The organism is Brevundimonas sp. UBA7838, assembly GCF_002500885.1.
GTDB lineage: Bacteria > Pseudomonadota > Alphaproteobacteria > Caulobacterales > Caulobacteraceae > Brevundimonas > Brevundimonas vesicularis_C.
On the sequence record NZ_DLTK01000036.1, the window covers coordinates 1 to 12077 of the forward strand.

Consider the following 12077-nt stretch of genomic DNA (forward strand, 5'->3'; position numbering starts at 1 on the left):
GGAAGCCAACGAAACGCTGGAGCAGCGTGTCACCGAGCGCTCGCAGGCTGCCGAAGCGGCGCAGCAATCGAAGACGCGCTTCCTGGCCGCGATCAGCCACGACGTGCTGCAGCCGTTGAACGCGGCACGCCTGTTTGCATCGGCGTTGCGCGACAGCCTGCCGGAGACCGACGAGCAGCGGCATCTGGCCGAGCGCGTCGATGCCTCGTTGCGTGCGGCCGAAGAGCTGCTGGACGGCCTGCTGGATGTGTCGCGGCTGGATGCCGGCGGCCTGCGCCCGACCATCACCGATTTCGACGCCAGCGTGCTGGTACGTGAACTGGCCGCGCAGTACACCCCGGTAGCGGCCGGCCGTGGCCTGCGTCTGCATGTGTTCGCACGCAGCGCCTGGGTACGCAGTGATCGTCGGCTGCTGCGGCGCGTACTGCAGAACTTCATGGCCAATGCACTGCGCTACACCCGCAACGGACGCATCGTGCTGGCCTTGCGCGTGCGCGGTGAGCAGGTGGAGCTGCAGGTATGGGATACCGGCCCCGGTATTCCCGAGCACCACATGCAGCAGATCTTCAACGAGTTCCATCGCTACCAGCAGCCCTTTGACTGGGGCGAGCAGGGCCTGGGCCTGGGCTTGTCGATCTGCCAGCGCATCTCGCGCCTGCTCGATCACGGCCTGAACGCACGCAGCCAGCCCGGCCGCGGCAGCATGTTCTCCATCACTTTGCCGCGTGTGCCCACGCCCGCCCAGCCGCCGCCGCTGCAGCGCCAGCCCACGGCGTTTGGCGGTGATGATTCCCTGGCCGGCATGCGCGTGCTGTGCGTGGACAATGAGCCGGTGATTCTGGACGCGCTGAACGCCCTGCTCACCCGCTGGGGCGCGCGGCCGACGCTGGTCGCCAGCGTCGAGGCGGCCAAGACGGCGCAAGGGCCGTTCGACGCCGCCGTGGTCGATCTGCATCTGGGCGATGGGCCGGAAGGCTTCGCCGTCATCGACTGGCTGAGGCCCCAGGGCGTGCGCCGCATCGCCCTGGTCACCGCCGACACCCGCGACGGGCTGAACGAACAGGCGACGGCGGCCGGCGCCGTCCTTCTGCCCAAGCCGATCAAGCCGGCGGCGCTGAAAGCCTTCCTGTCTAGTTAAGCCGGGTCCAGCGACTTGGCCAGGATCACCGCCTGGGTTCGGTTCTGAACGCCCAACTTGCGGAACACGCTGGTCAGATGCGCCTTGATGGTGGCTTCGGACACACCCAGATCGAAGGCGATCTGCTTGTTGAGCCGGCCGGCCTTCAGCCCTTCCAGGATGCGCAGCTGCGACGGCGTCAGACTGGCCACGCGGCCGGCCAGATCGTCGTCGGCCTCGGGCACATCCGGCGCCCAGCTGTCGCCGGCCAGAATGGCGGCGATGGCCTCGACCATCTGCGGCAGGGACGAAGACTTGGGAATGAAGCCGGCGGCGCCCAGACCCAGGGCATGGCGCACCACCGGCGCGTCCTCGCTGGCCGAGACCACCGCCACCGGCACGGTCGGCTGTTCGGCCCGCACGGCGGCCAATCCCGCCATGCCCTCGCTGTCCGACAGCTTCAGATCCAGCAGCAACAGATCGACGGGTCCCGCGACCATCGCGGCCCGGGCCTCGGCCAGGCTGGCGCATTCCACCACCTCCGCGCCCGGCGCCGCCTTGTCGACGGCCGAGCGCAGGGCGGCGCGAAACAGGGGATGGTCGTCGGCGACGAGGATGCGATCCATGGGCTTCCTTCCGTGCGCGGCGTCTGACCGGCCGCGTCGTCGCCATCATGGCGCGGTTCGACTTTGGTCGAAATTAGACCAATGGCCAATGGCTCCCCGAGGCCGGAGGCGGAAAGGTCGTCAAACGGACGCCCGCGCGAGACGGGCGCGGGAGGTTCATCATGATCACGAAAAGCCTGATGGCGGGAGCCGCCGCCGTTGCGCTGATGGCGACGCCCAGCCTGGCCTCGGCCCAGGACCAGGCCGCGCTCGAGGCGCGCATCGCCCAGCTCGAAGCCCAGTTGAACGCCCTGAAGTCCGAGGTCGTCGCCGCGCGAACCCAGCAGGCGGCGCAACAGGAGGACATCATCCGCCTGGAGACCCGCCCCGCCGCGCCCGCCCCGGTCCAGCAGACGTCGGCGCCGGCGGCGCCCGGCGAGGGCTTCCGCATCGGCGACCACACGGTCAAGTTCGGCGGCTTCGTCAAGGTCGACGCTTACGCCAGCCGCTATTCCGGGGGCGATCCGGTCAACGGCGACGCGCTGCGTGAATTCCACATTCCCGGCTCCATCCCCATCGGCGGCGCGGATGAGGATACGGCGACCGACTTCAACGCCCGCCAGACTCGGTTCTGGCTGACCACCGACGGCATGGTCGGCGGCCACAAGATCGGCACCCGGATGGAGATGGACTTCCAGACCCTGCCCGGCGCCGGCGACCAGCGCACAACCAGCCCGGCCAACCCGGCCCTGCGTCGCGCCTTCATCACCATCGACAGCTGGCTGATCGGCCAGGAGTGGACCAACTTCCAGAACACCGCCGTCCTGCCCGAATCCGCCGACTTCATCGGCGCGGCGGAAGGCACCGTCTTCGCCCGTCAGGTCCAGGTCCGCTATACCCGCGGTCCCTTCTCGGTCTCGGTCGAGAACCCCGAGACGACGGTGACCCCATTCGGCGGCGGCGCGCGCATCGTTGCCGACGACAACAGCCTGCCGGACTTCACCGCCCGCTATGCGGTGTCCAAGCCCTGGGGCGACTTCCAGTTCGCCGGCCTGCTGCGTCAGCTGAAATACCAGAGCCCGGCCAGCAACATCGATTCCACCGCGACCGGCTGGGGCCTGTCGGCCTCGACCAAGATAAAGGTCGGCGCCAAGGACGATCTGCGCCTGATGGTGACGGGCGGCGAGGGCATCGGCCGCTATGTCGGTCTGAACTTCTCCAACGACGCCGTGCTGAACGGCGCGGGCGATCTGGATGCGATCGGCGTCGTCGCCGGCTTCGCCGCCTATCGCCACGTCTGGGCGCCCGGCTGGCGTTCCAGCCTGATCTGGTCGGCGCAGAAGGTGGACAACGACCTGGCCTTCACGGGCCTGGCCGCCAACCGTTCGGCCCAGAGCTTCCACGCCAACTTGATCTGGTCGCCGGTTACGGCGTTTGATGTCGGGGCCGAGCTGATGTTCGCAGACCGCGAGATCGAAACCGGCGCCAGCGGCGACATGACCCGACTGATCCTGTTCGCCAAATACGGATTCTGATTTTGATGCCGGAGACGTCTCGCGTGCCTGATCCCGCCCTCTATCCCGTCCCCGCCGACTGGGCCGAAAAGGCGCACATGGACCGGGAGGCTTACGAGGCGGCGCGGATCGCCGCGCGCGAAACGCCTGACGTCTTCTGGGCCGAACAGGCAAAGCGTCTGGACTGGATCACCCCGCCGACCCGGATCAAGGACGTCTCCTTCAACAAGGAAGATTTCCGCATTCGCTGGTTCGAGGACGGCGTCCTGAACGTCTCGGCTGAGTGCATCGACCGTCACCTGCCCCACCGCAAGGACGAGACGGCGATCATCTGGGAAGGCGACGATCCCGCCGACAGCCGCCACATCACCTTCGGCGAACTGCACGCCGAGGTGTGCCGCATGGCCAATGTGCTGAAGACGCATGGGGCCAAAAAGGGCGACCGGATCACCCTGTATCTGCCCATGATCCCCGAGGCCGCCTATGCCATGCTGGCCTGTGCGCGGATCGGCGCGGTGCATTCGGTCGTCTTCGGCGGCTTCTCGCCCGACAGCCTGTGCGGCCGGATCGAGGACTGCGGCTCCAACCTGGTCATCACCGCCGATGAGGGTCTGCGCGGCGGCAAGCACATTCCGCTGAAGGCCAATGTCGACGAGGCCCTGACGAAGGTGAAGGTCGACACCGTCCTGGTCATCCGCCGCACCGGCGCCGACGTGCCGATGATCGAGGGTCGCGACTTCGACTATGGGCAGGAGGCCGCCAAGGTCGATGCCGACTGCCCGCCAGAGCCGATGAACGCCGAGGATCCGCTGTTCATCCTCTACACCTCCGGCTCGACGGGTAAGCCCAAGGGCGTGCTGCACACCACGGGCGGCTATCTGTTCTGGGCCGCCTGGACGCACGAGATCGTCTTCGACTATCGCCCCGGCGAGGTCTTCTGGTGCACCGCCGACGTGGGCTGGGTCACGGGCCACTCGTATATGGTCTATGGCCCCCTCGCGAATGCGGCGACGACCCTGATGTTCGAGGGCGTGCCCAACTATCCTGACGCCGGCCGCTTCTGGCAGGTGGTGGACAAGCACAAGGTCGAGATCTTCTACACCGCCCCCACGGCCCTGCGCGCCCTGATGCGCGAGGGCGATGCGCCGGTTAAGGCCTCCTCGCGCGCCTCGCTGCGGCTGCTCGGCACGGTGGGAGAGCCGATCAACCCCGAGGCCTGGCGCTGGTATCACGAGGTGGTCGGCGACGGCCGTTGCCCCATCGTGGACACCTGGTGGCAGACCGAGACGGGCGGCCATCTGATCACCCCCCTGCCCGGCGCCACCGACCTGAAGCCCGGATCGGCGACCCTGCCCCTGCCCGGTGTCGAGCTCCAGATCGTGGACGCCGAGGGCCAGCCGCTGGAGGGCGCCGTCTCCGGCAACCTTTGCATCACCGACAGCTGGCCGGGCCAGATGCGCACCGTCTATGGCGACGATCAGCGCTTCTTCGACACCTATTTCTCGACCTACCCGGGCCGGTACTTCACCGGCGACGGCTGCCGTCGGGACGAAGACGGCTACTATTGGATCACCGGCCGGGTGGACGACGTCATCAATGTGTCCGGCCACCGGATGGGCACGGCCGAGGTCGAGAGCGCGCTCGTTCTGCACGACGATGTCGCCGAGGCGGCGGTCGTCGGCTATCCCCACGACATCAAGGGCCAGGGCATCTACGCCTATGTCACCCTGAACAACGGGGTCGAGGCGACCGAGGAGTTGCGCAAGACCCTGGTCGCCCACGTCCGCCACGAGATCGGCCCCATCGCCGCCCCCGACGTGATCCAGTGGGCGCCGGGCCTGCCCAAGACCCGGTCGGGCAAGATCATGCGGCGCATCCTGCGCAAGATCGCAGAAAACGAGATCGGCGCGCTGGGCGACACCTCGACCCTGGCCGACCCGTCGGTCGTGGACGATCTGGTCAAGAACCGCGCCGGGGCCTGAAGACGCGGGTTCAATGCGGGGGCTGATGCGCCTATCTGTGCGTCAGCCCGCCGCAGCCTGAGCCGTCCATGCCTCGTTTCCTATCCCGCCTGCCGATCGACGGCTATCTGCTGGCCCTGATCGGCACGGTGATCCTGGCGGCCCTGTTCCCCGCTAGCGGACAGGCGGCGGTCGTCATGGACGGGGTGGTCAAGGGCGCCATCGCTCTGCTGTTCTTCCTGTACGGCGCGCGGATGTCGCCGGCGGCCATCGGCGCGGGCCTGCTGCACTGGCGGCTTCAGGGCACTGTCTTCCTGTCGACCTTCCTGCTGTTTCCGCTGCTGGGGCTTGGGTTGGTGTTTCTGATGCGGGGATCGCTTCAGCCCGATCTGCTGACCGGGATGCTGTATCTGTGCCTGCTGCCGTCCACGGTGCAGTCTTCCATCGCCTTCACCTCCATCGCCGGCGGCAATGTCGCGGGCGCCCTGACCAGCGCCAGCCTGTCGAACCTGCTGGGGGTGGTCGTGACGCCGTTGCTGGTCGCCCTGCTGATCGGCGGCGCCAATGGCGGCATCCATCTGCAGTCCATTTTCGACATCGGTCTGCAGATCCTGACCCCCTTCGCCGTGGGCCAGCTGTGCCGCCCGCTGCTGAAGGACTGGCTGACCCGCCACGCCAAACTGACCGGTCTGGTGGACCGCGGATCCATCCTGCTGATCGTCTATGCCGCCTTCAGCGAAGGCGTCGTCGCCGGCGTCTGGTCCCAGGTCGCGCCGCTGGATCTGACCAAGGTCATCGGCCTGAACATCGCCCTGCTGACCATCGTCCTGGCTCTGACCCTCTTCGCCGGCCGCGCGCTGAAGTTCGACCGCCCCGACCGGATCGTCATTCTGTTCTGCGGCTCCAAGAAGAGCATGGCCACCGGCATCCCCATGGCCGGCATCCTGTTCGCCGGTCACGCCGTGCCGCTGATCGTCCTGCCGATCATGCTGTTCCACCAGATCCAGCTGTTCGCCTGCACCATCATCGCCCAGCGGTATGCACGGGAGAATGAAGCGGCCGCAGCCATCGAACAGACCGCATAGGTCCGGCGCGACTTGAGCTAAATCAGAGATTAGGCCGGGTCCGCTTTAGTATTCCTATGCACATTATCATGCTTTCCGACGCATTAACGTCGGCGATCAAGGTTAAGCCGCGTTAGGCGTGTTCGCTCGCGTGACCTTAACGCGCGGCGTTCTAGTGTTCCTCTGCAATGTGCAGATCGGAACCGCAGATGACCCAAGGTATCCTTCGCGCTCTCGCCGCCGCCACACTCGGGCTCGGCCTGGTCGCCGCCGCCGCTCCCGCCTTCGCCGGGCCGACCGCAGGCGGCACCTATCGCCTTCGCGCCACCGTGCCTGTCGCCTGTTGGGTCAAGCCCACATCGCCCGTCCTGGCCGCCGCCGGTCGCTCTGGAGAGGTGGTCGAGGCCTGCAACAGCCCCGGCGGCTTCACCGTCTCGGCCCAGTATCGCCCGTTGTCGCTGACCGAAAAGGCGGTGATGTTCTACGGTGACCGGACGTTTGATCTGGACAAGTCCGGCATGCAGACCCTGCGCCGTTCCAGCATCGCGACGATCCGTTCGGTGTCCTATCGGTTCGACGACGTCGAACTGGAACAGCCGCTGATCCTGGCCCTGACGATTCAGCCGATCTGATCGACGACCACATCCATCCCAATTGAAGAGAGGCGGGGACGCGCGACGTCCCCGCCTCTTTTTGTTTGGCTCCGGCGCTTAAAGTGCGGCGACCGTGAAGGTCAGGATGTCGGAATAGTCGCCGGCGCGCTTGCCGGTCGTGCTGCCGACGCTGATGGTCAGCGGATAGTCGTCCAGTCGCGCGCGACGCGACACCACATCTACCCGACCGCCGCGCGACAGGTCCATGTCGCGATCGCCCAGAACCAGACCATAGGGCACATACCATTCGCTGGCGCCTTGACGCAGGCGGCCTTGGTTCTGCGACGCCACCGAGACGCTATATCCGGCCGTGCTCAGAACATAGAGGGTCGTGCGCAGCTGCCGATCACCTTGGGTCAGTTCCCCCAGGTCGATCGTCGGCGTGCCGCCGTTGCGACGAAACTCGCCCTTCAGACCCATGACGGCGGCTGACGGCACCTGGAGGCTAAGCGTGACGGGTTTTTCCGCCAGCGGTCGGCCGTCCGGTGTTTCCAGATTGATGAAGGCGTTCTGGGAATAGAGACCCGCCGACAGGGTCTCAGCCGGGGCGGCGGTGAAGGAGAAGCGCATCAGACCCCGCTCGCCGGCCGCCAGGTTGAGCGGCCGCACCCCGATGCGGCGAGCGCTCTGGCCCGCGCGCGGCGTGACATCCGCGCCGCCTCGCTCGTCGACCAGGGCGTAGGCCATACGCTGGGCGCCGGCTTCGTTGACCAGACCGAACTGCTCGCCGCGCAGTTCGACGCGGCTGACGGCGGTGCAGGGGCCATCACCCTGGTTCACCACGGCGACATCGAATTCCTGCACGGCCACGTCCTGATCGAACGGCTCGTAGCGCATCATCCATTGATCGGTGCCGGATTCGATCACCAGCTGGCAACCCGGCGCAGCCTGGCTGGGCGCGGCCGCCATCAAGGTCGCCGTCGCAGCAGCGGCGGCCAGGAGCAGGGCGGATGTACGATTACGGGACATTTCAGCCTCCTCGGCTAAGTCTTGGGCTCAGGCTTCGGGCACGTCGAGCGGAACGGCAATGGTCTCGAGATCGAGCAGACCTTCGTTGTCCGCGGGAACCGTAAATTCGAACCCTAGCGCCGGCGTGGAGAACAGTTCGACGCGATAGCGCTTGCCCGGTTCCAGGTTCTGCACCGCAAACCGTCCAACCGAGTTGGTGAAGAACAGTTCGGGCTGTGCGTTCGCATCATCAAGGGGCGTCACACGACCCGAGATCAGCGACACAGGACGGTTTTGGTTGCCGACCAGACGGCCCAGCGCACTGACGAATTTGGCGCTGCCGACCTGGATGGCGTAGCCGCTCTTGTAGGTCGGACGGACGCGCGCGATGCCGTCGCCGATGTTGTAGCCTAAGGGCGCGTCGAGCACATCATAACGCACCGACTGGTTCACATAGGCGGTAAGGTTGTTCGCCACCGCGCCGCCCAGCAGGCCGCTGCGACCCGTGTAGCGACCGCCTTCGAAGCTGTCGCCGACGATGACGGGATGATCGTCGATGCTCTTGTGCGGATAGACGATGGCGAAGCTGTCGTAGATGTTGCGGCCAACAGCAACCTTGCCCCCGGTCGTCGAGATCGACGATCCGAAGCGCAGGTTCGTCACCTGCTCTTGCGTGATATTCGAGAAGTCCCGCCCGAACGCCGTATGGCTCAAGCTGGCGTCGAAGCGATTGCCGACATAATCGACCTGACCCGAAACGGTCGCCGGCCCATCGTCATAGGTGGAGGCCAGCGAATAGCCGAAGGAACCGACGCGGTTTTCGCTGGACTGCTGGGCGCGCACACTGCCGCTGTTGCGTGCCGAGTTATAGCGACCTTCGACACGACGATCGTAACGCGGCTGCCAGATCAGGGCGAAGGTCGCGCCGAAGCCGCCGGATTGGAAGCCGCCGAAGCTGGCGCCGAAGTCGGAATACTCCAGCCCGACCTGCGCGCTCCATTCCGGCGCGAACCGGTAGGTGGAGGTGGCGTTGATCGAATAGGAATCGTCGATCAGATCGCTGCGGCTCATCCGATAGGAGGCGCTGACGTTCGCCAGCCAGTCCTGCGAGAACTGGTGCGAATAGCCGCCAGAGAAGACCCATGACGTCGGGTTCTGACCGGTCGGATTGCCGATGGAGGAGAAGTCTTCCGAGGTGAAGTCGGCGACGACGGTCCAGCTATCGAAGGTCTCGCCCAGATCGACGACGTGGTCGTAACCCAGCGCAAAAGCGTAGCCGACGCCGGGGTCGCCGTTGCTGGCGGCGGCGTCCAGGCGAACGCGCGCGCCGTTGCGAAGGATCAACTGGCTCTGGCCCGACAAGGTCTGGGCGTCCTGTGACGCCTGGAAGCCGACGCCCACAGCAGGCCGGTTCTCGAACGCCTTGCGCCAGAAGCCGGTGAAGGCCAATTCGCCTTCGGAATAGTCGGGCGATCCGAAGATGCCGTTGTTGATGGCGCCAAAATAGGCCCCGTATTCGTAGTCGCCCGGTTCAAGCTCGATGGCGTCCAGATAGGCGCTGTAGGCGACCGTTTCGGCGCGGCCCGAGTCGTTCTGGATCTCCAGCTGGATGTCGTTGGAGCCGGTTTCCAGCGGCAGATTGGTCAGGTCGTACTGGCCGGGATCAAGGCGAAACTCGCGCACGAACACGCCGTTTCTCAGCACACGGATCGTCGAGGCTTCCTGCAGCACCAGCTGACGGCCGCCGGCCAGGACATTGTTGCGGAACGAGTCGAAGCGTTGACGCTGGCGCGACACGCCGACCCCGCCGAGCTGCGAGAAGCCCTGACGACCGCGGATTTCCGGTTCCAGATCGCCGAGATACCAGCGGCGATAGTCTTCGGGCTGATCGAATACGAACCGGGCGTAGCGACGCTCGACATTGTATTCGCCCGTGAACAGATCCTCGCGGCCCTGAACGTCGGCTTCGAAGACCAAACGCTTGTAGCGAATGGCGCCGTTCAGGAAGACGCTGGGCTTGCTGACATCGCCGGTCGATTCCCGACGCTGGATCGAGACATTGCTGTTCAGATAAGCGCTGAAAGGTTCGGGAGGCAGGCCCGGCGTTTCCGGCTTGCCGCCGCGAAACAGCGACTCGACCGTTCGTTTCGTCGGATCGATGCGCAGGACCAGAACGGCCAGCTGTTCAGGGTCATAGTCCAGCTGAATGCCGGTGTCGTTGATCTCCTCCGGCGCAAACGACGTGACGCCTTGCAGCCGCGTCGCGAGTTCGGTCTGGGCTTCCGGGGTCAGCAGGGGATCGATCAGCGTCTTGAACCCCGCCGTGTCGACAATGAAACGGTCGTCACGCGTCAACACGACCGGAAGTTCACCCAGCACGCGGCTGTTGAAGTTCAGCGGCACCGTCATTGGGATGTCGCGATCGTAGGGGTTGATGTCGCGACGTTCGCGCGGTGCGGCAGGCGCAGCAGCAGTCGACGGCGTTTGCTCGACCGGAGCCGGCGCCTCGGGCGTAGGCCCGGCTACCGTTGGGGCGGGCGCGGGCTGGGCGGGCACCTGCATGGCTTGAGCGCGGGAGGCGGCGGCTTCGCCGGCCGCCAGACTGGCTCGGTTAAGAGCCGCCGTAGCATCCTCTGCCGCCTGTTCGTAGGCCGCGTTAGCCGCCCTGACGGCGGCCAAGGCCGATGATTCCGGAACGCACGCCAGCCCCCAGGCCAGTGCGAGAACCGAGACGTGCCCCAGCGCTCTCATCGTCCGAACTTCAACGTGACGGGCTTGGCGGGATCCAGCGCCGTGCCGGTGGGCAGTTTAAAGGTTCTCTTGCCGCCGCCGGGCGCCAGGTAGCCGACGCCGACGGTCTTGGAGATCTCACCGCTGTCGTATTCGCGGCGGAAAGGCTGGCCGGCGGTATCGGTGCCTTCAACGATCCAGGTGGCGCCGCTCATCAAGGCATAGCGTTTGCCGGTGTTGGACACGACGATCTCGATACCGGGTTCCGCAGGCGGCGGCGGCGCGGCCTGACCATTGGTGAGGGTGGGATCGATCTCAGGCGCCGGCGGGCTGACCAAGGCGGGCGTCACCGAGACGACCTCGACCTTCGGCTCGGCGCCGGGCGGCGCCACGACGATCAGCGCCTTCATCGTATAGAGGACCTGGACCGACACCGCGCCGCCGCTCTCGGGCGTGGCGGTAGGGTCGGTGGCGACCGGTAACTGGCGGACCCACAAGTAATAGGCTTGGGAGGTCTCGATCTTGGGATCACCGACCCATTGGACCCGAACTACCTGACGACCATTGACCGGCACCAGCCCTTGCGGCGGGAAGACCAGGAAGTCGTCGTCGGCGTCCGTCTCGGTCACATTGCCGTTGGCGTCGATATCCATGCGCGTGATGCGCGTCTCGAACGGCAAGGCGACGGATCCGACATTGCCGACCTCGATCCGGGCGGCCGATCCGGCGCCGGTCGTGGTCAGTTCAGACACCATCGGCGACACGCGCATGGCCCATGCCGCGCCGGCGACAGCCATGATCACGAGCGCAACCGCAAACACGCCGATCGCCAAGGCGACAGACCGGCCCCTGCGAAGGCTGAACGATGAAGACATTGTGTTACTTCCCCCGAACACCGGTCTGACGCCGGCTTGAGATTCCCGTCGCGAGCCGCCGCGCCCAGGCTGCTGCAAGCGTCGCGCCAGCTTCACTTAAGCATGGCGTAACAATGGTGACTGAAACGCAAACAGGGGGGACATGCAGCCCCCCCTGTCGCCGTTTCTCAAGTCGTTCTGAAGATCAGAAGGCTTGGATGTTGACGGTCAGTTGGCCTTCATAGTCGCCGGCGAGCAGCGACTTGGACGGAACGGGGATGTTCACGTTCAAGGCCATGGCCGACTTCCAGGCGCCGTGGCTGGCGCTGGTGGAGTTGGCGTTGGCGGCCAGGTTGATGTAGTTGCCGCTCGTCGCGGCGGCCGTGGAGCCGACGGCGCCGGCGGTGTAGGTGCCGGTGACCGAATAAGGCAGCTCAGCTTGGAAGACGTTGGAGTCGTAGCCGGCGCCCGAGTTGTTCACCAGGCCGCGGATGTCGTTCTTGGACACGGTGACGGTGTTCGAGGTGTTGCAGCCGGCCAGGTTGGTGTCGATGGTGACGTTGGCCGGAGCGGTCATGTCAAAGGCGTTGGCCGGGCCGGTATCGTCCGAAGCGTAGATGCCGATGGTGCC

10 protein-coding genes are annotated in these 12077 nt (G+C 66.1%); 5 read left to right on the forward strand and 5 right to left on the reverse strand.

All coding sequences use genetic code 11. The features are described from left to right. On the forward strand, positions 1 to 1138 hold a 1138-nt coding region (locus B3T77_RS02205; RefSeq protein WP_292076739.1), incomplete at its 5' end, for a hybrid sensor histidine kinase/response regulator. Here B3T77_RS02205 and B3T77_RS02210 read toward each other — a convergent pair. Beyond that, positions 1135 to 1743 (reverse strand): response regulator transcription factor, encoded by a 609-nt coding sequence (locus B3T77_RS02210; protein WP_292076742.1) that lies wholly within the window; start codon positions 1741 to 1743, stop codon positions 1135 to 1137. The two genes, B3T77_RS02205 and B3T77_RS02210, sit on opposite strands and share 4 nt — an antisense overlap. Positions 1744 to 1904: 161 nt before the next feature. On the opposite strand from B3T77_RS02210, the gene B3T77_RS02215 reads away from it, so the two are divergent. From B3T77_RS02215 to B3T77_RS02230, 4 genes are all read left to right on the forward strand, one after another. Then, positions 1905 to 3257, forward strand: coding sequence for a DcaP family trimeric outer membrane transporter (locus B3T77_RS02215; RefSeq protein ID WP_292076744.1), 1353 nt, complete (start codon positions 1905 to 1907; stop codon positions 3255 to 3257). A gap of 5 nt (positions 3258 to 3262) precedes the next feature. Next, positions 3263 to 5218 carry an acetate--CoA ligase gene (gene acs, locus B3T77_RS02220; RefSeq protein ID WP_292076745.1) on the forward strand — a complete coding sequence of 652 codons (1956 nt, stop codon included), beginning with the start codon at positions 3263 to 3265 and terminating at the stop codon, positions 5216 to 5218. A 68-nt stretch (positions 5219 to 5286) separates the two neighbouring features. Further along, positions 5287 to 6282, forward strand: a complete 996-nt coding sequence (locus B3T77_RS02225) for a bile acid:sodium symporter family protein (RefSeq protein ID WP_292076747.1) — start codon at positions 5287 to 5289, stop codon at positions 6280 to 6282. A 188-nt stretch (positions 6283 to 6470) separates the two neighbouring features. Further along, complete coding sequence (locus B3T77_RS02230) at positions 6471 to 6893, forward strand: hypothetical protein (protein WP_039246275.1); 423 nt, start codon at positions 6471 to 6473, stop codon at positions 6891 to 6893. A 78-nt stretch (positions 6894 to 6971) separates the two neighbouring features. Here B3T77_RS02230 and B3T77_RS02235 read toward each other — a convergent pair whose 3' ends face one another. The 4 genes from B3T77_RS02235 to B3T77_RS02250 all read right to left on the reverse strand — a co-directional run. Continuing rightward, positions 6972 to 7883 carry a hypothetical protein gene (locus tag B3T77_RS02235; protein ID WP_292076749.1) on the reverse strand — a complete coding sequence of 304 codons (912 nt, stop codon included), beginning with the start codon at positions 7881 to 7883 and terminating at the stop codon, positions 6972 to 6974. Between the two features lie 27 nt (positions 7884 to 7910). Then, positions 7911 to 10613, reverse strand: a complete 2703-nt coding sequence (locus B3T77_RS02240; RefSeq protein WP_292076751.1) for a hypothetical protein — start codon at positions 10611 to 10613, stop codon at positions 7911 to 7913. Next, positions 10610 to 11467 carry a hypothetical protein gene (locus tag B3T77_RS02245; RefSeq protein WP_292076752.1) on the reverse strand — a complete coding sequence of 286 codons (858 nt, stop codon included), beginning with the start codon at positions 11465 to 11467 and terminating at the stop codon, positions 10610 to 10612. Before B3T77_RS02245 ends, B3T77_RS02240 begins: the two co-directional genes overlap by 4 nt. A 184-nt stretch (positions 11468 to 11651) precedes the next feature. Beyond that, a partial coding sequence (locus tag B3T77_RS02250) for a hypothetical protein (RefSeq protein WP_292076754.1) occupies positions 11652 to 12077 on the reverse strand: 426 nt, incomplete at its 5' end.